This is a genomic window from Halogranum amylolyticum, from assembly GCF_900110465.1.
In the GTDB taxonomy this organism is placed as follows: domain Archaea; phylum Halobacteriota; class Halobacteria; order Halobacteriales; family Haloferacaceae; genus Halogranum; species Halogranum amylolyticum.
This window is the reverse complement of the sequence record NZ_FODV01000011.1, coordinates 107,411-127,518: the sequence shown is the minus strand read 5'-3', so window position 1 is coordinate 127,518 and position 20,108 is coordinate 107,411. Positions and strand designations below refer to the sequence as shown.

The 20,108-nt window shown below is 60.3% G+C and carries 20 protein-coding genes and 2 pseudogenes; 7 read left to right on the top strand and 15 right to left on the bottom strand.

Translation table 11 applies throughout. The annotated features are described in order from the left end of the window. From BSG17_RS17340 to BSG17_RS17320, 5 genes are all read right to left on the bottom strand, one after another. Window positions 1-1,193 (bottom strand): AMP-binding protein (locus tag BSG17_RS17340; protein ID WP_139246679.1); only part of this gene is annotated, 1,193 nt, incomplete at its 3' end. Window positions 1,194-1,270: 77 nt separating this feature from the next. Continuing rightward, window positions 1,271-1,771: a gamma carbonic anhydrase family protein gene (locus tag BSG17_RS17335; RefSeq protein WP_089826335.1), complete on the bottom strand. Its 501-nt coding sequence runs from the start codon at window positions 1,769-1,771 to the stop codon at window positions 1,271-1,273. Window positions 1,772-1,802: 31 nt separating this feature from the next. Continuing rightward, window positions 1,803-2,186, bottom strand: coding sequence for a Zn-ribbon domain-containing OB-fold protein (locus tag BSG17_RS17330; RefSeq protein WP_089826333.1), 384 nt, complete (start codon window positions 2,184-2,186; stop codon window positions 1,803-1,805). Continuing rightward, entirely contained in the window at window positions 2,183-3,349 is a 1,167-nt protein-coding gene (locus BSG17_RS17325; RefSeq protein WP_089826331.1) for a thiolase domain-containing protein, read from the bottom strand. The genes BSG17_RS17330 and BSG17_RS17325 overlap by 4 nt, the downstream gene beginning before the upstream one ends. A 75-nt stretch (window positions 3,350-3,424) precedes the next feature. Continuing rightward, complete coding sequence (locus tag BSG17_RS17320) at window positions 3,425-4,594, bottom strand: MFS transporter (RefSeq protein ID WP_089826329.1); 1,170 nt, start codon at window positions 4,592-4,594, stop codon at window positions 3,425-3,427. A 148-nt stretch (window positions 4,595-4,742) separates the two neighbouring features. On the opposite strand from BSG17_RS17320, the gene BSG17_RS17315 reads away from it, so the two are divergent. The 3 genes and pseudogenes from BSG17_RS17315 (at window position 4,743) to BSG17_RS17305 (ending at window position 6,357) form a co-directional block, all read left to right on the top strand. Next, window positions 4,743-5,141 (top strand): universal stress protein, encoded by a 399-nt coding sequence (locus tag BSG17_RS17315; protein ID WP_089826327.1) that lies wholly within the window; start codon window positions 4,743-4,745, stop codon window positions 5,139-5,141. A 622-nt stretch (window positions 5,142-5,763) separates the two neighbouring features. After that, window positions 5,764-6,050, top strand: a pseudogene (locus BSG17_RS27900) (transcription initiation factor IIB); the annotation flags it as partial. An 85-nt stretch (window positions 6,051-6,135) separates the two neighbouring features. After that, complete coding sequence (locus BSG17_RS17305; RefSeq protein WP_089826326.1) at window positions 6,136-6,357, top strand: hypothetical protein; 222 nt, start codon at window positions 6,136-6,138, stop codon at window positions 6,355-6,357. Window positions 6,358-6,480: 123 nt separating this feature from the next. Here the strand turns inward: BSG17_RS17305 and BSG17_RS17300 are convergent, their stop codons facing one another. The 5 genes and pseudogenes from BSG17_RS17300 to BSG17_RS27895 form a co-directional block, all read right to left on the bottom strand. Next, complete coding sequence (locus BSG17_RS17300; protein WP_089826324.1) at window positions 6,481-7,485, bottom strand: Acg family FMN-binding oxidoreductase; 1,005 nt, start codon at window positions 7,483-7,485, stop codon at window positions 6,481-6,483. 590 nt (window positions 7,486-8,075) lie between these two features. Then, complete coding sequence (locus BSG17_RS17290; protein ID WP_244531582.1) at window positions 8,076-8,897, bottom strand: CPBP family intramembrane glutamic endopeptidase; 822 nt, start codon at window positions 8,895-8,897, stop codon at window positions 8,076-8,078. Window positions 8,898-9,003: 106 nt separating this feature from the next. After that, window positions 9,004-10,950, bottom strand: a complete 1,947-nt coding sequence (locus BSG17_RS17285) for a serine hydrolase domain-containing protein (protein ID WP_089826318.1) — start codon at window positions 10,948-10,950, stop codon at window positions 9,004-9,006. Window positions 10,951-11,077: 127 nt separating this feature from the next. Then, window positions 11,078-11,737 (bottom strand): DUF998 domain-containing protein, encoded by a 660-nt coding sequence (locus tag BSG17_RS17280; RefSeq protein ID WP_170864843.1) that lies wholly within the window; start codon window positions 11,735-11,737, stop codon window positions 11,078-11,080. A 269-nt stretch (window positions 11,738-12,006) separates the two neighbouring features. Then, window positions 12,007-12,108: pseudogene (locus BSG17_RS27895) on the bottom strand (tryptophan-rich sensory protein); the annotation flags it as partial. 282 nt (window positions 12,109-12,390) lie between these two features. Here BSG17_RS27895 and BSG17_RS17270 point away from each other — a divergent pair. After that, window positions 12,391-13,287, top strand: coding sequence for a CPBP family intramembrane glutamic endopeptidase (locus BSG17_RS17270; RefSeq protein ID WP_089826352.1), 897 nt, complete (start codon window positions 12,391-12,393; stop codon window positions 13,285-13,287). 432 nt (window positions 13,288-13,719) lie between these two features. Here the strand turns inward: BSG17_RS17270 and BSG17_RS17265 are convergent, their stop codons facing one another. Together BSG17_RS17265 and BSG17_RS17260 are read right to left on the bottom strand one after the other, a co-directional pair. After that, window positions 13,720-14,172, bottom strand: a complete 453-nt coding sequence (locus BSG17_RS17265) for a hypothetical protein (protein ID WP_089826316.1) — start codon at window positions 14,170-14,172, stop codon at window positions 13,720-13,722. A gap of 226 nt (window positions 14,173-14,398) precedes the next feature. After that, a complete protein-coding gene (locus BSG17_RS17260; protein WP_089826314.1) occupies window positions 14,399-15,415 on the bottom strand; it encodes a hypothetical protein in 1,017 nt (338 codons plus the stop codon). Window positions 15,416-15,516: 101 nt separating this feature from the next. Between BSG17_RS17260 and BSG17_RS17255 the strand changes: the two genes are divergently transcribed. Both BSG17_RS17255 and BSG17_RS17250 read left to right on the top strand, forming a co-directional pair. Next, a complete protein-coding gene (locus BSG17_RS17255; protein ID WP_211609187.1) occupies window positions 15,517-16,254 on the top strand; it encodes a hypothetical protein in 738 nt (245 codons plus the stop codon). A gap of 68 nt (window positions 16,255-16,322) precedes the next feature. After that, a complete protein-coding gene (locus tag BSG17_RS17250; RefSeq protein ID WP_089826312.1) occupies window positions 16,323-16,649 on the top strand; it encodes a hypothetical protein in 327 nt (108 codons plus the stop codon). A 191-nt stretch (window positions 16,650-16,840) separates the two neighbouring features. Here BSG17_RS17250 and BSG17_RS17245 read toward each other — a convergent pair whose 3' ends face one another. Further along, window positions 16,841-17,086 (bottom strand): CPBP family glutamic-type intramembrane protease, encoded by a 246-nt coding sequence (locus BSG17_RS17245; RefSeq protein ID WP_170864842.1) that lies wholly within the window; start codon window positions 17,084-17,086, stop codon window positions 16,841-16,843. 38 nt (window positions 17,087-17,124) lie between these two features. Between BSG17_RS17245 and BSG17_RS17240 the strand changes: the two genes are divergently transcribed. Beyond that, complete coding sequence (locus BSG17_RS17240) at window positions 17,125-18,012, top strand: CPBP family intramembrane glutamic endopeptidase (RefSeq protein ID WP_089826308.1); 888 nt, start codon at window positions 17,125-17,127, stop codon at window positions 18,010-18,012. Between the two features lie 89 nt (window positions 18,013-18,101). On the opposite strand, the gene BSG17_RS17235 is transcribed toward BSG17_RS17240, so the two are convergent. After that, the gene (locus BSG17_RS17235) at window positions 18,102-18,893 is read right to left on the bottom strand and encodes a 2-oxo acid dehydrogenase subunit E2 (RefSeq protein WP_089826348.1); all 792 of its coding nucleotides are present in this window, start codon (window positions 18,891-18,893) and stop codon (window positions 18,102-18,104) included. A 548-nt stretch (window positions 18,894-19,441) separates the two neighbouring features. Next, on the bottom strand, window positions 19,442-20,005 hold the full coding sequence (locus BSG17_RS17230; RefSeq protein ID WP_089826306.1) for a hypothetical protein: 564 nt from the start codon (window positions 20,003-20,005) through the stop codon (window positions 19,442-19,444). Window positions 20,006-20,108: the final 103 nt, after the last annotated feature.

Below are 20,108 nucleotides of genomic sequence, written 5' to 3'. Positions count from 1 at the left end.
CACTCGTCGTCGTACTTGCGGAGGGCGCGAATCGCCGTCGGCGAGATGCCGAAGGTGGTGAGCTTGTGGCGGTCGATCATCGACCAGAAGCGATCGGGTTCGGGGTAGTCGGGCGCACCCTCGTACATGAAGATGGTACCGCCGAAGGTGTGGTTGCCGATGAGCGTCCACGGACCCATCATCCAGCCGATGTCGGATACCCAGAAGAAGCGGTCCGAGGGCTTCTGGTCGAAGCCGAAGTGGATCTCCTTGGCCGTCTGCAGCTGGACGCCCGCGTGGGTGTGGACGATACCTTTCGGTTTTCCAGTGGTGCCCGACGAGTACAGCAGCATCGACTCCTGGTCGGAGGGAAGTTCCTTGGTGTCGTAGGCGTCGTCCTGCGGTTCGACCGCCTCGGACCACCACTCGTCGCGGTCGTCGGTCCACGGTACTTCTGTGTCACTGGCGTCTTCACTCGCGCCTAACCGGTCGAAGACCACCGTGTGCTCGACGTGGTCCGCTTCCTCGATGGCGTCGTCTGCGGCCCCTTTCAGGAATATCTCGCTGCCGCGGCGTTGGAAGCCGTCGCCGGTGAACAGCACCGAACACTCGGAGTCTTCGATGCGTGTGGCGGTGGCGTCGACGCCGAACCCCGAGAAGATGGGGACTGCGATGGCTCCGACTTTGAAACAGCCGTAGAGGATCGAGATGACTTCGGGGACCATCGGCATGTACAGCCCCACCGTATCACCGGTGCCGACGCCGACGGACTCCAGATAGTTCGCGACCTTGTTGGCCTGTCGGTGGAGTTCGTGGTAGGTGACCTCCCGGACGTCGCCGTCCTCGCCCTCCCAGATGCAGGCGACTTTGTTCCGTTTCTCGCTGTCGACGGCGGCGTGCCTGTCGAGCGTGTTGTGGGCGACGTTGATGCGGCCGCCGGGATACCACTCGGAGAACTGCGGTCCCTCAGAATTGTCCCGGACGCTGTCGTAGTCCTCGTAGAACTCGACGTCGAGATAGTCGACCAACTCGTCCCAGAACCACTCGACACCGCTCTCTTCGACGCCCTCGACATCCGTACAGGTGCGGGCGATCAGTTCCTCGTAGTCCTCGATGTTGTACTCCTGCATGAACGTCCAGACGTTCGTCGACTCGACGAACTCCTGGCTCGGTTCGTGCACGATTTGTCTTTCGTCGTGAGCTTCGGCTGGCATAGTTGCGCGTACCAATCGATGGTGGAGCAACCGTCATAAACTATCGGGGAAGAGGCAGTGATTCGAAGTTGCTAGAGCTACTCGAACTGCCCAGTTTCCTTGTACCGCTGGCCGAGTTCGACGTAGTGCTCGTGGACGCGGGCTATCTCGTCGCGCTGGTCGTCCGTGAGAGGTTTGGTCTGTGCCGGGGCACCGTAGGCGAGGTGACCTTCCGGAATCGTCTGACCCTGCAGGACGACCGCGCCAGCAGCGACGAGACAGTTCGACTCGACCGTCGCCCCGCGGAGGACGGCACTCTGCATCCCGACGAGCGAATGGTCCTCGACGGTTGCGTAATCGACGACGACGTTGTGACCGACGGTCACCTCGTCGCCGAGAACCGCTCCGTGGAGCATCGTAAACTCCTGAACGTTGGTTTCGGTCCCAACCACTGTGGTTCCCCCGTCACCACGGAGGCAGGTGAATGGCCAGAGGCTGGCATCTTCACTGACTACGACATCGCCGATGAGGTAAGACATCTCGGAGACGAAGGCCGAGTCCGCAACTGCTGGCGTCTGCTCGTCGAGAGGTTTCTGCATGGTCAAGCTACTGGAGTCTGGGAGTATAGTGTTATCGCCGTGTTGGGAGATCGAAGGCGAGGTGGCGCTCGCCAGCCTGAGACGTCGTGACTGTCGGTGAGACTCTGACTCCAATCGCGACGTCGTTGCCCTCTGCCAAGACTCGACCCGTCAACTGGACTGGACCGAAGTCGGCGATGGCGACGATCGGCGTCTCCTCGGCGAATTCGGCTGTCGGGACCTGGATCTCTGTGTACGTACTGATAGTGCCAGTGTCCGGAAGGGGCTTCTCGACCAGATGAGTGCTGCCGCATTTGGGACAAACCTGTCGAGGTGGAAACGAGCCATGCCCAGACTCACAGACGAGATAGTAGCCTTGATTCAGGTCAACGGCGTCGAGCAAGTCATCGTAGCCCGCATTCTGGGAGTCTGTCATCGACTCGCCTCCAAGACGTGGACAACCGCGCTTGCGACCGTCCCGCCGGCATTGTGAGCGACTGCGACAGAGGCGTCGTCGACAGCGTCGCTGTTGGCGTGATCACCGCGGAGAAGCTTCGAGAGTTCGACGACCTGACTCACCCCTGTCGCACCGACGGGGTGACCCTTCGCCTTCAGCCCACCAGAGAGATTGACCGGGAGTTCGCCATCGGAGGTCGTATCCCCCTCAGCTGCCGCAGTGAGTGCAGTTCCCGTGTCATAGAGCCCGAGTCCCTCGAGTGCAAGTACTTCCGCGATAGTAAAGCAGTCGTGGACTTCGAGCAGGTCGACTGCGTTAGGAGTGATTCCGGCATCAGCATAGGCGTCGCTTGCCGCTCGTTCTGTCGCGGGTGTCCGAACAAGTGAAGACCGGTCCTGTAGCGCAAGCGTATCGGTTCCCTGACCAGAACCGGTGATCGCAATTGGAGTGTTAACGTCATGCCGCTCGGCGTATCGATCACTGACGAGTACGACCGCACTGGCTCCGTCCGTGAGTGGGCAAGCGTCGTAGAGTCCGAGTGGGTCCGCCACAATCGGTGCGTCGACAACGTCCGCGACCGAGATCTCCCGCTGGAACTGCGCGTAGTCGTTGTCGAGCGCGTGGTCGTGGTTCTTCACGGCGACGGCCGCGAGGTCTTCACGAGTACCGCCAAACTCGTCGATGTAGGCCCGGGCCATGAGTGCGTATGCACCGGGAAACGTCACACCCGCACGACTCTCGTAGAGGTCGTCTGCTGCCATCGCGAGACCCGCAGTGGCCCGGTCGGTCGAGAGATTGGTCATTCGTTCCATCCCTCCGACGAGAACAACGTCAGCCGTACCTGTCTGGACCGCTTCGACACCACTACGCAGCGCAACACCGCCGGATGCGCAGGCACTCTCGTATCGTGTTGCCGGGATATTCACCCCCGCTGCCGCTGCCATGAGCGGTCCTTGATGCCCTTGTTGTTCGGCGATGGTTCCGACAAAGTTCCCATAACACAAGCGATCGATGTCGGTTCGTGGAACGCCCGAGTCAGCGATGGCTACGCGGGCCGCTTCCGCGAAGAGGTCACGACCGGTACGCTCTGGGTAGACACCGAACGCTGTGGAGCCAACACCCGCTATGCGGACTGATTGCATACGACAAAGAGAGGTCGACCTCGGATAGTAGGTGTTACGGTTGAGCAGCGGCCCGTTCCGGCGCACTCGCTCGACTCATGCTCTGACGATAGACCTATCGAGACGCCCAAGGTGAATCCGCGTGACCACGACAACGACGACCAGACAACCCAGCGCCGGTAGCAGCAACTGCATCCCTGTCGCGATATCGTATCGGTCTGCGACGATTCCGACGACGACTGGTGCAGCAGAGAGACCTGTGAAATTCGCTGCCGTAGCGATTGCATTTACCGGGCCGCTATACTCGGGTGCAGACCCGACGCCGAACGCCGACAGTGTGGGGAAGAACCCAGCGACGAGGAGGCCGAGGCCGAGGGTGCCACTGACGAGACCGAGGGTCGACCCAGAGACGAAGGCGATGGCAGCCATCGGAAGTCCGACGACAGCTAGCGACAGCACCAGATTGAGTGGCCGAAGGCGATCGGCGAGGAAGCCATACGCAAGTCTCCCGGGCACATACATCACCAGAAACCCCGACAGGAGAAGATTCGCCGTCGACTGGGCGAAAAACTGGCTCGCGTAGTACGGTAGCCAGGTGAAGACGGTTCCTTCGATTGCGCCGCTCACGACGAGTGCGGCGGCCATTCCGCGAACGGACGGAAGACGAAGCACCCCCCGGAGGTCGGCCCACGAGAGCGACTTCTCCGCCTGTACCACGCTCGGACGATCGAGTCGTGTGACGACGAATGCGACAGCGAAAAAGACGCCAGTGAGGAGGAGGTACGCCAGTCGCCAGTCGCCGATAGCAAGGATTGCGTTCGCGAGGAGCGGGCCGGTAGTCGCCCCTAAGGCCCACATGAGCGCATAGAGGTTGAACAACTGTCCGCGACGTTCGGGGAATAGATGTCCTAAGAGTGGTCGATCGAGCGCACGGACGACACCGACAGTCCCCCCTTGCAGGAGGAACACAACGAGGAGGAATCCGTAGGAGGGAGTGATACTTACCAGGAGGAGGCAGACAGCCGTTGCACCGGTTCCGGCGAGAATCATCCGTCGGAGGTCGAGTCGCCCGGAGAGCATCCCAACGACTAGAACGGTCGCCACGAGGCCAAGGGTACCTGCCGGTGCGACGAACCCGAGCAGTTGTTCGGAGACAGCAAAGGTTTGCTGGAAGTTCGGAAGCAGTGCTCCTCTGAGTTGTGTAATCATGCCATCGCCCAGAACGAAGAGAAACAGCACAGCTGTCCACTGGCGGCGTGCCTTCATCGTTTCAGTGATGCGGCAGGTGACCGTATAAATTCGGGGTACTCTGATGAATGTGACCCCTTACGATTATCGAATTGTGCACAAGAGCCTGATCGAGTGTCGATCTCTGTGAGGTGAGTTGAAATAGGATGTTCGCGTGTAGTGTTGTATGTACCAAATAGTGGTACCTGTCGACGATAACGTCGACCGCGCAGTTGAACAGGCACGACATATAATCGAGTTGCCAGGTGACTTGGCTGAAGTCAGCATTACTATCGCACACGCGTATCGTGACACGAACCGAACGAACGAGAATCACGACGAGGAGAGTCCAGCAGTCATTGCGGCGATCGAGCACCTCCGAAATGCGGGGCTGGCTGTAGAGCAACGAGAACTGTACGTTCCGGTCGCCGAAGCTATACTCGATCTGACAGCTGACATCGAAGCGGATGCTATCGTGATGGGCGGACGGAAACGCAGCCCGACCGGGAAGGCCCTGTTTGGAAGCGTTACGCAGTCAGTGATACTCGACGCAACGGTTCCGGTAACCGTCGTTGGTGTCGAGTAAGGTGACGAAACGGGTCGCAGTCGGTTCCGGTACACTCTCTTTTTAGGTCACATCTGCGGTTCGTCGAAAGGAGAACTGAACAACTATGTTGACGTATCGGTCACTTCTCTCACCAGATGAACTAATTGAAAACTAACTCTGTGAACTGCCGAATCTTAGTACACGACGCACGTATTCTGATGAGTTCCGAGAGACAGATCACACACGAGATTAGAGGACACAACAGCTTACAGTAGTGAGTGGGTACAAGTCACACAAACCGAGTTTGCCGAGTGGCAGGTATACAGAGATGAACGATCTATAGCTGGCTCAAGCAACTCGGAAACAGGTCGCTCGAATGGGCTGTTCAAAAATCACCGTGCGGGATGACTACGCAGACTCACCGAAAGTTGATAGAAATAATTGGACTCTTTCTCAGAGTTATTAATCGGATTTAGAATAGACGTGCAGACGCCCACGCCGGTGCTTCTGTGTGATTTTCCGAAGAAACGTTTGTCGGACCAAAGATGCAAGTGAGTCAGGTTTGAAGTTTGTGCTCTTAGAGGTGAACCATAAAGCTCTGTCTTCAGTGCAGCGAGCTCACCCCGTAAAACCACGGCTGTTATAGAGAATTGCGTTCAGTGAAGAAATTGGTCGGACGTATCACTATCTCCAGACGAGTTGAGCCTCGGGATGGAACCGGTCGATCCGCAAAAGTTCGTGCCACGGTCTGCCTCCGATATAGATGGACCCGAGGAAGTGAACGAGAGTATCGATGTCTCCATCGAGACGGGTTGATTTCGGGGGAATCACCGACCGGGTTTGCAACTGCAGCACTCTACGTAGCAGGATTATTGTGCAACAACAAATGTGCACAGAGGGTCGGCACAAGTTGCGCAACTAACCGAGGTCACAATCCGAAACCGCTAGCAAGAGCAGGTCAAGGCGATAGGAGTTTACTGAGTGTCCCGAGCAGTGCAAGGGTTGATGTGGCACGTAATCGATTCTTCGCCTGATGCGAAATTCCCAGACTCCACTCACGCCGCGTGAGGAAGACGCCTTCGAGTGCCTCCGGGAGGTTGTCGATGGGATGGATGCGGGTTGTCCGCGTGCAGCCGCGATCGAAGCAGTTGTTGCACTCGAGTTTGATCGCGATGAAGCTGTCTACTTAGTTGACCAGTTGCTCTTGAAGGGCTATCTGTATGCGGTTGGTGATGAGATCCGGGTTACCGATTAGCCATGGGAGTACATTCCCGCCACGCAGAATGAATACATAGTTTCATTTCTGGACTCAATCCAGGGAACGGTGGGCCGAGTGGTTCATCAACTACCGGATTCGTATACGGTGGTTCTATCGATTTCAGGAGAGTTGTGACTCGAGTGGCCATCGGGGAGTATGCGTTCGCTCCTCCTCGACATACCCGAGACGAAACAGATGTTGGGGATACTCCCCTTCAGTGTCAGCCCTGGCAGCGAGTTCTGTTCGCATTTCTGGCCGTTCTAGGGTCTGACTCATTGGATGGACGGCGATGTCTTCAGCACTCGCAAGAAGGGCGAGTCGTTCGAAGACCTGGCCGGCCTTGACTCGTGCTGTGGGGGTGTCTGCGTGGGTTGCCAGCACTGCGATGACGGGCGCGCGTTCGATGAGTTTCGAGTTGTTTTGGCCTTCCCGTTCACCGAGATCGAAGTGAGTAACGACTGCCTGCCCGATTCGGGCCATGAGCCACGAACTTCCGAGTGCGCCCATTCCGACCCAGTAGCCCAGTTCTTTCCGATACGCCGGGTCGGCCATCTGTGCTTCATCCGCGTCGGCCTGGAGTTCGCCGATAGAACGCTTCTGTTCGGACTCATTGATCAGATACAGCGTCACGTCGTCCTCTTCGATAGTTCGACTGAACTTATCTCTCGTTTCCTGGGAGATTGTTTGGTCTTCGAACAACTGGTGACTCGTATACCGCTCTGTGAGTTCGTCGAACAACTTCGGTGGTCGGCTGAACGACGGTTCGCTCTCGGTCTCGAGTGTGACGATTGAGACGAGGTTGTCGTCCTTGTTGGCGTGATACGTGATGTTGTAGCCGATGTCGAAGTGCTCGGCTGCGATACAGAGATTTTCCAGAGCACAGCCGATGCTGATGAATAGCTCTCGCTTGTCTTGGTCCGCGACTTCGAGCCACCGTGTCTCGTCGTAGGTGACTTCGATGGTTTCGTCCCGAACCGCGAACTGCCACGGTTGAGAGTTGTGACTGGATGGGGCTAAAATCGCATAGCGGAGCAGGAACTTTCCCTGTTCCCTGAGCGGGGATGCAACCGGAAACTCGTCCTCGGTGATGTCCCAGACAGAATGCGTCAACTCGTCTGTTTCCATAATGGAGATTCGCGCTCAACAACTTCAAATATGACCTCGGCATCCGTCTTTCAGGTCGGCATGGTTCTCCCAGCAAACCCATGAGCCAGGCCTGCAGACGAGAGTTTCCCACATCGATCGACTAACAATGGCCGTTGGAACTGACTACTACTCGAGGTTCAGCTCAACCGCTAATACGAATCACAACGAAAGCTACGTCGTCAGGGTGAGCACGACTCCTCCGGAGACCGAGAGCCTCGAGGTCACATACGAGAACGGATTGACTCACCGCTTCGATGTGTCGTCATTCGACGCCCTCGGGGGGGATTGAGAAACGCGACTGCGATCGCCACGATGGACTCCAGGGGGCCGACGAGGGAGTTCACGGTTAGACCGGCAGAAGGCATCGGTGCGAGACTCGAAGACGTCCCCGCGAACACGACGGTGGTGTACTTGGTACTTCAGAACAATGGCCATCAGACGGTTTGGAGCGCAGGCGTGGCCGGTGTAGGTCTGATACTGAACCCACTGACCTCGAGATCGGTATCCGCCTTGACGGGTCTCTCCACTCTTCCGTCACGTGCAGCGACGATATCAGCTAAATCGAGGCGTCAGCAGGTCTCTTGACGACCGGCAGCGTTCCGTGTGGTGTCGTATCCCAGCTGTCCACGGGTACCGACGATGAGCACGATGGCAACGACCCAGACCGCGATGTCGACCGCGATCAGCACCGTCATGAAGCTCTCGCCGGTGATCGCCTCGATCGGAAGGGGAATCAGTGTGCTGTTGGCCGTGTTGATGCCCGCGTGGAGCAACAGTGCGAGCAGCACGCTCTCCGTCTCGTTGTAGATCCACGTCAAGAGGAATGCGAAGCCCACGATGTTGACGACTCGAAGGACGATTCCAGGAATCTCCTCGACGAGCCACGCGAAGCTGTAGACGGCGTTCGGATCCGCGACCAGCTGGGGGAGGTGCCAGAACGCCCAGACTACACCCAGAATGAGCGTGGCCGGGACCGGCGCGTACCATTCCTCGAGTCTCGGGAGAGCGAACCCTCGCCACCCCGGCTCCTCGTTCCCCCCGCCGATCAGTGCGACAAACACGTACGACCCGAGCACGAGCGAGAGCCGTCCGGACAGCACTGTGGGGTCGACGTTGGTACCGAGAAGGACGATAGCGACGCTTGCCAGGCCGACGACGAGCAGCGGGAGGAAGATTGCAGCGAGGTACCACCGCGGTGCGACGCGCCAGCGGACGATCTGTCGAACCCACGCCCAGACGGACCCGCCGTCAAGCCACGTCACCACCGCGCCGGCGAGAGCGGGGCCGAATCCCCCGGCGACGAAACTGAGCGTCCGAATCGGCTCCCCCATCCCGATGACGACCGGGAGCCACCCGACCCAAGAGAAGGCATACGCCAAGAAGAAAAACATTACAACGGGACGTCCGTCCACTATACCGCGAATTCGCTGCTGGCTCATGGGTCGATACTCCGGCTGTGGATCGGTATTATCGTGATCATGTCGATACTGTGGATTTCTACAGCGGCAGGACACGGAGCAGATATAGCTGCCAGGCGACTAGTAGCGCGAGGAGCGTCGCTCCCATGTAATGTACTCTGAGTCCCGTATTCCAGTAGCCATCGCGCCAGACGAACCCGGTCGCGACGACGGAACCGGCTGTCCCCACGAGTGCGACGTAACGGAGTATCTTCCCGGCTTGGAGGGCGAGTGACGGTGAGGCGACCTCCGCATTGAGATTGAGCAAGGCGAGCAGGAAGATCATCAGGACGACCAGCCACAGGAGACTCACTACACCGAGGAGTCCCCGGGCGAGTCGCTCGCGCCTCGTCGGAGCAGTTCGGTCGCGTACCCGCTGCCAGAGTGGTGCCCCGAGCCACAGTAGGAGAACCGAGACGAACCCTATGACTCCGGTGGCGAGCACGCTCTGCAGGACGGTTAGAGATTCGTACCACGGGACGCGCTCGTAGGTCGCCGGCCCGAAGGCCCCCTGGAACAGGTGCGTCGCTCGGCCGTCCTCGTCGAACCGGAAGACGAGTATCTCGTCGCCGCCGACCGCTTCGTAGACGCCGGGCTTGCGTTCGACCCACCTGCGCGTCCCCTCGCCGAGTCGACTGGTTGTGAGATAGCCGTCGTTGATCGCCCCGACTGTGTAGGTCCGAGTCGTCACGCCGAGAATCCGTTGCCAGGAGGATTCCGAGATCGTCAGCGATCGATAGTCGCCGGTTAGTGCTTCGGTTCTGTCGGCAGCCCCCGATGAGGGATCCACGAGCGGGGCGTCCGATCGGGGATAATAACGGTCAGTGAATGCCTCGAGGAGTTCGAAGCGAGCGGGGGCGCCTCCGGGCGCATTGTACACGACGAACAGGCCGACGTCGCGCTCCGGGAAGAGCGCGAGCAGACTCTTGAAGCGGGGAGTGTCACCCCAGTGGCCGACGATCCGCTCGCCGTTGCGATCCATCTCGATGAATCCGTAGGCCATCCCGTTGAGTTCGGGAACGTCTCGTGATTTCGTGAAGTGACGACGATGCATATCCTCGACGGACTCGGCCTCGAGAATGCGTTCGGAGCCGTACGTCCCCTCGTTCAGATGGGCGAGCATGAACCGACCCATGTCCGTTCCCGTGGTCCGGAACGACCCACCCTCGGGTGGCAGCGTCCAGATTAGGGGCGGGTGTGCCCGGTAGTCGCCGTTCTGGTACGTGTATCCGATAGCCCGTCGTGGTTCGAGCCTGGTAGGGAGGGGCTGGGCGTACGTGGTATCGTCCATCTCGAGCGGCGTGAAGATTCGTCCATCGACGTATTCGATGAACGACGTGTCGTACTGCTCGGCCAGAACATGTCCGGCGAGTGCCGTCCCGTAGTTAGAGTAGGCGACGAACTCCCCCGGCGGCCGGACGCGGGCCGGTCGGTGTTCGGCGAGGATCTCTTCCGTAGGTCGGATTTTTCCGGGCTCGTCAACGACCATCCCGTCGAGCGTGTCCTCGAAGCCCGCCGAGTGGGTGCCGAGGTGTTCGAGAGTGATCGGTTCAGGATAGGTGGCCGGGATGGAGACAGCGGAGTCACTCAGGTAGTCGTTCACGTCACGGTCGAGTTCGAGTCGACCGTCCTCGACACCCTGCATCACGGCGGTCCACGTCACGAGTTTGCCGGTCGAGCCGATACTGAAGACAGTCTCGTTCGCGACGACCGGTCGCTGGGACTCCAGATCGGCGTACCCATATCCCTTCGCGAGGAGGATGTCTCCATCGTCGACGACGACGACGGCCGCACCCGGGACGTGATGTCGCTCTAGCTGGTCGGCCATCGTCTCGTCGAGCCAGCGTTCAAACTCGTCCGGGTCGGACAGGTCGGTCGAATCGACCGAGCGAACGGTCGGTGTGGCGGCTGTCGCGATGGCCGGCGTGCTCACGAGTGCGGTGACGAGCACCAGCACGACGGCGGTGTGAATCGACCTGTGTTTCATGCGGGGAACCTCGCGGGAATGGTGGCCAGTCGGGAGTTCTGTCCCCGAAATGTGCGGGGAGTGCAATAGGCGTGTGGGAGCTTGCACAGGGTCGGACCAGTTCCGACTGGGAGGTCTGATGGAGGGCTCACGCAGCGTGGGGGATGGATGCCTCGGCACTCTCGCTCTTCGCGAGCAGGTAGCCGCCGAAGGCGACCAGCCAGAGCATCACGGGGTAGACGATCATCCGTTCGGTGCCGCCGTGGCCGATGGGGCCGAACGCCGCCGCGTTGCCGGCGTCACCGAGCGCCATCAGCACGACGAAGACGAGGCCCACACCGCCCGCGAGGACCGACAGGGCTCGCATCGCGCCGCGAAGTCGAGTGGCCGTTCCGAGCGCTTGGACGTTGAAGAACAGGAACGCAAGCAGCGCGAACAGGCCGTGGAGTCCACCCGTATCGAGCGGGAAGAGCCCGGCACCGACCGCACCGACACCGGCGAGGGCGAAGATCGCCACCAGCCATCGCTTGCCGTGGGTGCGGTAGAAGAGGTACCCACCCGCGAGGTTCAACACGCCGACGAGTACCAGCGACGTGTTGAACAGGAGCGCCGTCTCGGGGAACACGCCGAGGTCACTGATGGCGGCGCCCCGAAAGTCGTAACCGGGGACCATCGCGGCCGCGAGCATGATGACCGTCATGAACTGGGCGGCGAGGACGAGGAAGAACGTTCCCGCCAGCTTCCGGCTGTCGAGCGCCAGCCCTCCAATCGAGAGGGTAGTTTGCTCGCGGGTTTCGAATTGCGTCATAGGTGGTTCACCGCCTTCTAAGACGTGTGCTGAGACAATATATAGGATCTTCAGTTCTCGGGGGACGGGAACGACCCCCGTCGTCCCTGTCGAGATCTTCAACGGATGGAAAATCCCATCATCCTCGCCGCATACAGGGCGGGTATCTTGCAGGGCCTCCGCCGGATCGGGTGCTCGAGAGCCATCCCGTGGAGCCGTTCTCCGAGTGTTAGTGGCCAATAAGGTCCGTTTGAGGACGTTGCTCCGGAGCAGCGGGGGGTCGTGGGGTAATTCAACACCCAGAACCGGTAGTTGAGATACGCGGCGAACGAAATCCACGGGAGATACGGCACGAGGAGGAGCGCTGCTCGCCGGTCAACGCGGTCGAAGGCAGATTCGCTTTTCACTGCCCTGTTGTATCCAGCCGCTGTATCGGTCCCGACGTTTCTGGCAGGCGTTCATTAGGTCGGTGAGACCGTGCTGCATAGAGAGCGCGAGTCGGTCACACAATCTTCCCGGCCTCAGTGTTACAGACGGACCTTCGAGAGTACACCGCAGGTCACGCGCTTTCGACTGCAGTATACGTTTCGGAGGCTGGTTCACTCACTTACTCATAACACAGAGAGACCGTGAATCTCACTGAGGCTTATACCCCTGGCAGCACTAACTTTGGGATGCAAGAAACTGCGCCGCCGACGGTTGGAAACACGTCCGTCTCTGTCGGGAACCCCTGGCTATTCTTCGTCGTGACGTTCGCCATTACGTGGGGGTTCTGGCTGGTGGCCATCGCTCTGGGCCTTAGATTCGACAGCGCCGCCGGCCTTCTGTTGCTCTTACTGGGGCTCATCGTCCCTGGCGCCGCCGGTGTCGGATTCGTGTACCTCGTGTACGATGAATCGGGCCGGACGGATTTTTGGGATCGGGTCAAGCAAGTTCGCCGCATAAGCCTCCGCTGGTTCTTTGTCATTCTCTTCCTATCGCCGGTCGTGGTGATCATCGCAGCGCTCGCGGATATCGTCCTGGGCGGCACGAGTGTCTCACTGGGCGAGTGGGTGTACGAAGTTGGCACCAACCCCATCGTGTTTCTCCCGACTCTGTTTTTCGCAACGCTTCCGCCGCTTCTCGAAGAACTGGGTTGGCGCGGGTATGCGTTAGACCGGCTACAGCTCGACCACTCAGCGCTGGTGTCGGGCCTGATTCTGGGCGTCATCTGGTCGATCTGGCATCTCCCGCTCTTCTTCATTGCGGGGTCGTATCAGCACGATATGGTCGGGTTCGGAACGTTGGAGTTCTGGATGTTCATGATCGGGATCGTTCCGCTGTCTGTGGCGTTCACCTGGGTGTATAACAACACAGCCCGGAGCATACTCGCCATCATCCTGTTGCATGGGTGGACCAATTTCACCGTCCAGACGATCGACCTGACTGGGCGGTCAGAGGTATTCCACATTGGGCTGTGGTTCGCGGTTATCGCTCTCATCACAGTGCTCTGGGGGGCGAAAACCCTGACGAAAGACGACAAGATGCCGCCACATCCACCCCGGAATAGGCGAGAGATCGCTCCCGAATGAGGGCCAGTACTGCGGATTAGCCCGCTTTTCACCGACTCGATTTGATTGATGCTGGGCATCACACACTCGGTGTATTGCAGTACGGCTCTGCCAACATTACTGGTTTCTGATAGGGTCGCCAGCATCAGATTTGCACCCCCCCCCCCTCACGGCTATTTCGACGCAGACTGGTTGAAATGAACGACGACAAGCTGCTGAATACACGCTCTGTATCTTGCACGCACTTCCTGTCAAGGTCTGGGGGTTTCAACAGAGCTACTTCTGTTGAAACTTGTAGGGTGTAATCTCACGTACAGAAAGGAAGGTCTCTCGAGTAGTGAGGGCGTTCTTGTCGACGACTCCCGAGCGACGGGTTCGTACATACACAAACGGGGCTAGGTGATCTAGTGATTGCCTGCAGAGTGGAGCTGGAACTGGTTGCAGATGTAATCGTCAGTCCTTGATAGCCTGATAGTGCGTTCCCTTACCCGCGATCGTTCGTTTCGTAACATCCCCTTCCTCGACTAACGTCTCCAGTACGCTTCTCGTCAGGATGTGGTCCGCGGCAGTAACGATACCACTGAAAAGGTCAGCAAGCGTATCCTCGCTTGCGGAGATTTCCAAGTGTATGTCGGAGACAGCTGCGTGGATCTCGGCTACCGTGAACGCCTGCGGATAGTTCTCACTCAAAAACGCGAGTGCCTCTTCCGGCGTTGTGCACGAATGCTCGGGCGACGACCGCGGGCGTGAGCTGGAATATCTCCGCTGGGGCAAGTAGATGCGCTGTATCAAATGCGAGGACGACAACGACGATAGCCCCCAGATGAGCCAGGTCGCTGGCCGCTCGTCGACGGTCCGTGCCCCGAGGCGGACGTCGACGCCGATGAGTTCGAATCGTTCGATCAACCGGGGTACGCGAAGCTGGCGATCGGCGTTTCTGTGTGTCCCTCTGGTACCGATCGGACCCTCATCACCTACGAAGCACGCAGTGCCACGGTCGACAAATCGTCCCGGTGATGATTCAGGCGGTACTGGACGCTCATCGGCCCGTTCGCTGGGTACCTGATGGGAAAGGTGCTCGATACCGTCACAGCTGACCACGAACGGACGATGACCGCAGTCGGGTAACGGATTATCTTTTCGGATCTCGCGATGGCTCGATCCATCTCGTCGGTACCACTGTAGCCAGAAGCAGTACTGCCGGGCCGACGATGAACCCGGCCCAGGTCACCAGACTCACCGCTCCTGCGACCGCAAGACCGCTCCGCGTTCGGAACCCCAACACGAGGTCGTCGCGGAGCGCACATCGTAGCACCCAGGCGCCACACACCGCCGGGACGACGATGAAGATTGCCGTGACGAGCATTCCCGCTGTCAGGCCGACCGAAAACAGCGCGATCCCTATTTGGACGAGCGCACTCAGACCAGTCCCGAGAATTAACGAGCCCGCGCCAATCAACCCGTAGCGAATTATTGAACGTGCCCGGTCATCGCGTCGTCGAACGCGAAGCAGTGCGGCGCCACCGAGGAGGGTAACGAGCCAGGGACCGGCGACGACGAGTGGGTGTTGACCCTCCCAGAGGTGGATTCGAACGAGGTCGAACGGGACGGTCAGGTACTCGGTCGGCGAGAACTCCTCCTCGTATCCAATGGTTACGCCGACCGGACCGCTCGCGTCCCCGGGCGCGTAGATGGCCATCAGATACACCCCGTCCTCCTCGACGGTCCGATCGACGCTGACCGTGTGATAGTTCGCAGACGGGGTGAACGGCTCGTAGGTCGCTGCATCGGGACGTTCGCCCTCGAACACTACCGTACCCATTCCTTCCGGAACGGACACTCCGCTCGGCACCCGATCGGTCCGGGTCACCGACTCGCTCATCAAGACTACCGAGGGAGTGAACTCATCGCTCGATGGCGTGAAGGCCCCGAATCGCAACCGCTGGCCATCCTCGAGGGTCAATCTGTAGTACTTGGCCTGCCCGCGCTCCAGGCGGTCGTAGAACGACCACGACTTGGCCGCGTCCGGAACCACGAGTGCTCGCTCGGGGCTCGTGTTGTCGCCGGGAAACGCCGGCACGTGTGCGAGCGCTGGCGTCGCAACGAAGGCGAGCGCGAGCACGACGATTGCAATCCGGGTGACGTCCATCTCCAACGCCGTACTATTGGTCGCCCGGGGGCAAAGGTTCAGCGAGGAAGGGTTCACGACTATGTCGTCAGCGCGACTATATTGATTCAGGAGGAAATCGTATGACCACAGCTCGGGAGAGTGACCAGCTCGCATCGGACAACACGGCCTCGACGACGATAGGGCGGTGGCGGCGACGGATCGGATGGACGACGGGTGTCGCACTCCTCGTGGCAGCTTACTGGAAGCTCCTCCGCCCGCGGATGCTAAACTGGGGCGCGACGCCAATGGAGGTCAGCCGGTCGCTCCCGGGTGACGACCTGCTTGCGGACGCGGGCGCCGAGTCGACGATGGCGATCACTATCGACGCGCGGGCCGATGCCATCTGGCCGTGGCTGTGCCAGCTCGGCCAGGAGCAGGGCGGGTTCTACAGCTACGAGTTGGCGGAGAACCTCGTCGGACTCGACATCCACAACGCGGACCGTATCGTCCCGGAGTGGCAGGACCTGGCGGTGGGCGATCGGATCCGGCTCGGCGGGGGCGACCAGTCCGCTTACGCGACGCTCGAGGTCGCCACACTCGATCCGGAGCGGTCGCTAGTCCTGCGAACGCCCGACGATCCGACCAGGTGGGTCTGGTCGTTCGTGCTCGATCCGCTCGACGAGACGACGACACGGCTACTGATTCGCTCGCGCATCCGCCTGCCCGAGAACCCGGTGGTCCGAGTCGCTTCCCTCGCGGCTCTCGACCCGGTTTCGTCGCTGATGACTTACGGGATGCTCCAGGGGATACGGAGCCGGGCCGAACGACTCGCCCGGACGGGAAGGACCGAGACGGGGAGCGATCCGAGCCAGGAGTAGTGACTGCGATGCTCGGACTCGCGGTCGCGGTCTTCCTCGTACTACATGGGCTCGTCCTCCTCTGGTAGGTGGTCCTGAGCCATGGGTGGGTCGAGATGGAGGACGCGATGGGCTGGAACGGTCGGTCGTGGCTGCTCTCGGACCTACTGGCAGAGGGGACAGTCCTCTCGCTGGCGAGCCTCATTTACGTGCTCGTCGCGGTGGGGTTCCTCGTGGGTGGCGTGGGGTATGGGCTCGGTCGTGACTGGGCGACGCCCGTCCTGGTCGGCGCTGCCGTCCTTTCGACGGTCGTCCTCGTCGCGATGTGGGACGGCCGGTTCGACCTGCTGGTCGAGAAGGGCATCGTCGGCGTGGCTATCAACGTCGCTGTCGTGGGGCTTCTTACCCTCCGGTGAGTTGGTGGCGGACGACCGTGCCCCGTCCCCTCACTGTCCCCTCCTCCCCGTTCCTGACGTTCACGAGGAACCCTACGCGCTAGCCTCGCCCTTGCCTCCATGTCGTGGGGGAAAATGCTGTGCCCTCCGAGTCACAGTGGAACAGACGGAACTGGCTCCGATACGGCATCGATGGCCACGCTGCGTCACCGTCACAGGAGGAGTCCCATGCCCGCGAGGAACGTCCCACCGGCCAGTCCCAGTGAATCCTGGACGATGTGCGAGACGGTCCCCCATCGGATCGACCCGGTCACCCACGAGTAGTACCCGTACGAGAGCCCGAGGAGGATCGCATAAAGGACGAACGAGTACGGCGCACCGGGGAACTCGCTCGTCAGGACGGCCTGCGGGGCGAAGTGCCAGAGATCGAACCAGGTCGCCGGGTAGAGAAGACCCAACCACGGGTCCTCCGGAAAGTGGATGCCGGATTACAGACATGGCCTCACGAATAGGGGACTGGATACGAAACCACCGAATAGCGTCGTTCTTCCTTCTCGCGTACGCCATCTCTTGGGGCCTGGACGCCTCGGTCCTGCTCCTGGGAATGGAGCCCTCCTGGACGCGGTGGATCATCAGCGGCTTTCTCAGCGCCCTCGGGCCGGCCATCGCCGCGGGGGTTGTCCTCTCCGTCAGCGGGGACAGCCTTCGGGACTGGCTCGGACGAGTCCTCCGCTGGCGCGTGCATCCGAAGTGGTACGCCGCGGCCATCGGAGTCCCCGTGATCGTCGCGTTGGGTTCCGGTGCCGTCCTCCAGCTGGTCGGCGGCCCGGTCGATTTCGCGTCGTTCGCGTTCGACCCGATCACTCTCGGTATAGGGATCCTACTCGGCACCACGATCGGCGGCGGCCAGGAGGAGCTGGGCTGGCGCGGGTTCGCCCAGCCCGAACTCCAGGAGCAGTACGGTGGCCTATGGGCTGCTGTAATCATCGGGGTGCTCTGGGGCGGCTGGCACCTGCCGCTGTTCTTCGATCCGACGGCGATCCACTCCCAGTGGCCGCTGAGTTCCCAAATCGCCTATTTCGCCGGCATCATCGCGTTCTCGATCCTGATTGCGTGGGTCTACAACGGCTCCGGTGGAAGCATTCTCCTGGCGATGCTCATGCACGGGACGGAGAACGCCGCCGGAGGACTGGTCCCCCTCAACCTGGATCGGGCGATCGTCGAAGGCGTCCCGGACTGGGTGGCCCTCGCTCCGATGAATGTCTCCCATGCCGTGCTCATGTGGCTGCTGGCCCTCGTGGTCATCAGCGTCACCGGCGCGGGGTTGCTGGCTCGGCGTGAGAGGAGAGAGCGGCGTCGGTCGTCAGCCACACGAGGCGCGTGAATCCCGGCCGCCGACCGGACCGCCCAGGGGAACCTGATCGGGGAGAGCTGTTCGGACTATCGATGCGACCTCGCATCAGTGATATCCTGTCATTGTTCGTCTACTGTCGGCATTCCGTGGGCCTCCTCTATGAGGTCTCCCAACCGTTGAACGAACCGCGCCGCGGGCGCACCGTCGACGACGTCGTGGTCGAACGTCACCGTAAGGTCGAGAAATTCGCGGGTGGTGAGTTCCCCGTCGACGAGTCTCGGCTTCCTGCTGATTCCCCCGATGGTCACCTGCAACGTGTAATTCGTCGGACTGACTGCCCATCCACCCCCTTGACCGAACATCCCCACCGAAGTGACGGCGACGGTACCCGCCATGTCCTTCCACCGCCGCGGAAACCACTGTGGAAGCCGCCAGACGAGCCGCCGGACGAACCCGGGGAGTCGGAGCGCCATCGTCTCCAGACGCGAGAGCGCTGTCGGATCCGGAGCCTTCTGGGCAGTTCGTATCTCGTCGTGAATCGACCGGACAGACCGTTCGTTAGCCCCTCTGACGACGTGGGGGACGCCCATTCGCTCGCCGTCGACCGTCGTCTCGATGAGCACGTTCACGTCGACGTCGTCGAATACGTGGACCCGACCACGCCAATCACGATACGCGTTGATGTGGGGGTGGTCATCGACAGCTCGTGCGAGACAGAACACGACGAATGCGGTGAACGAGAGTTGCTCTCCCGTCTCCTCCTCGATGGTCCGGATACGTTGCCTTGCCTCGGTGACGTCGAACTCAACGAGGCCATGGACGTTGCTTCGCCGGCCCGCCGTTCGCATGTAATCGACCGTCCCTCGACGACGGGGGGAGAACGGCTCGATTCGGTCATCACGGTCGCTCATAACACTCATCACTCCGGATAGAACATACCTCTTGACCCTCCGTGTCGAATCGATGAGCGAAGAAGATCGAATGATCGAAGAGTCGGAAAAACGGTGGCGCAAGGGAAACGGTAACTACATTCGGTCAGTCGGTCCAGAAGTGCCTTGATCGCCGCCCTCTCCCTGGGCGTGATGCGGACCGTGTATCTAGTGGTCGTGAACTCCCCTGTGAGGACCCGAACAACGCAGGGATCGAGATCCGGGTCGAACAAACCGGGGATGGATCCCCGGAAATTCGACTGGAAGCGAACTGTCAGTCCGTGACTCTGGACGGAAATTCATCGAGAGTACATCGCCTTCACCACGTTCTCCGGGTCTTCTCAAGTTGTCGGAACGGGCTACTGCCACAGCGTGCCCTATATTCAGCACGAGTATTGAACCCTATTACTGCTTGAGGGCTCCAACAAGGTCTCAATCACCTATCTTGGTCTCGTTACGTGTCAAGAGAATCTCCAACAGCAATTCTATGCTTTTGAAAGTGCCAACGAGGGTAGGGGATAGTAACCCACTCACCCGGAGGCCAGTACTCTAATCCCGCCGATCACCAGCCTGTCAAGGGAGTGAGCCGCTACACTGTAGGCGACGAAGAACACGACCATTACGAACACCTCGGTGAGGTCGACTGCGACGACATCGACAGTGGCGACGACGGGAATCAACGTCAGCAGGGCCTCGACCGCACGGTCGAACGATATCACGGCGATGGCGGTGCCGGCGACAAGCGCCAAAAGGTACCCAGCTGTTCTCAGCGACGACGCGGTGACGCGCGACCACAGACGCAGCTGGAGATCGTCGTACGTAACGACCCCAAGCGCGGCGAGCTGGCGCCGCGTCTGATCGACGACGACGACCACGAGCATGAACCACAGCGCAGTCGCGAGCCCAAATCGGACGAACGAGGGCGACAGATCGAGAACCGTATCGCTGAACACCGTGACGATGGCCGGCGTCACGCGGTCGATAAGGACGTAAAACAGCACGTAGCCAAGGGCTGCCTCTATAGGCCCGTACGCCGGGAATTGGCGGTCAGTTTCGGAAACTCGGCGAAATTCACTTGCGACAGATGTATTCATACGTGAATAAACGACGGCAGACTTCTTGAAGTTCAACGACATTTTCCAGACGATGAGAACCGACACTCGGTTCTGGGTATCCGGAACCGCTGGCCTCTGGAGA

Bases quoted from the DNA above. Each gene is read 5' to 3' on its own strand.
- BSG17_RS17235 (WP_089826348.1), bottom strand. From the start codon at position 18,893: ATGAGCGACCGTGATGACCGAATCGAGCCGTTCTCCCCCCGTCGTCGA.
- BSG17_RS17290 (WP_244531582.1), bottom strand. From the start codon at position 8,897: ATGTTTTTCTTCTTGGCGTATGCCTTCTCTTGGGTCGGGTGGCTCCCG.
- BSG17_RS17240 (WP_089826308.1), top strand. From the start codon at position 17,125: ATGGCCTCACGAATAGGGGACTGGATACGAAACCACCGAATAGCGTCG.
- BSG17_RS17230 (WP_089826306.1), bottom strand. From the start codon at position 20,005: ATGAATACATCTGTCGCAAGTGAATTTCGCCGAGTTTCCGAAACTGAC.
- BSG17_RS17335 (WP_089826335.1), bottom strand. From the start codon at position 1,771: ATGCAGAAACCTCTCGACGAGCAGACGCCAGCAGTTGCGGACTCGGCC.
- BSG17_RS17255 (WP_211609187.1), top strand. From the start codon at position 15,517: ATGACCACAGCTCGGGAGAGTGACCAGCTCGCATCGGACAACACGGCC.
- BSG17_RS17330 (WP_089826333.1), bottom strand. From the start codon at position 2,186: ATGACAGACTCCCAGAATGCGGGCTACGATGACTTGCTCGACGCCGTT.
- BSG17_RS17280 (WP_170864843.1), bottom strand. From the start codon at position 11,737: ATGACGCAATTCGAAACCCGCGAGCAAACTACCCTCTCGATTGGAGGG.
- BSG17_RS17300 (WP_089826324.1), bottom strand. From the start codon at position 7,485: ATGGAAACAGACGAGTTGACGCATTCTGTCTGGGACATCACCGAGGAC.
- BSG17_RS17270 (WP_089826352.1), top strand. From the start codon at position 12,391: ATGCAAGAAACTGCGCCGCCGACGGTTGGAAACACGTCCGTCTCTGTC.
- BSG17_RS17320 (WP_089826329.1), bottom strand. From the start codon at position 4,594: ATGAAGGCACGCCGCCAGTGGACAGCTGTGCTGTTTCTCTTCGTTCTG.
- BSG17_RS17260 (WP_089826314.1), bottom strand. From the start codon at position 15,415: ATGGACGTCACCCGGATTGCAATCGTCGTGCTCGCGCTCGCCTTCGTT.
- BSG17_RS17325 (WP_089826331.1), bottom strand. From the start codon at position 3,349: ATGCAATCAGTCCGCATAGCGGGTGTTGGCTCCACAGCGTTCGGTGTC.
- BSG17_RS17305 (WP_089826326.1), top strand. From the start codon at position 6,136: ATGCGAAATTCCCAGACTCCACTCACGCCGCGTGAGGAAGACGCCTTC.
- BSG17_RS17285 (WP_089826318.1), bottom strand. From the start codon at position 10,950: ATGAAACACAGGTCGATTCACACCGCCGTCGTGCTGGTGCTCGTCACC.
- BSG17_RS17315 (WP_089826327.1), top strand. From the start codon at position 4,743: ATGTACCAAATAGTGGTACCTGTCGACGATAACGTCGACCGCGCAGTT.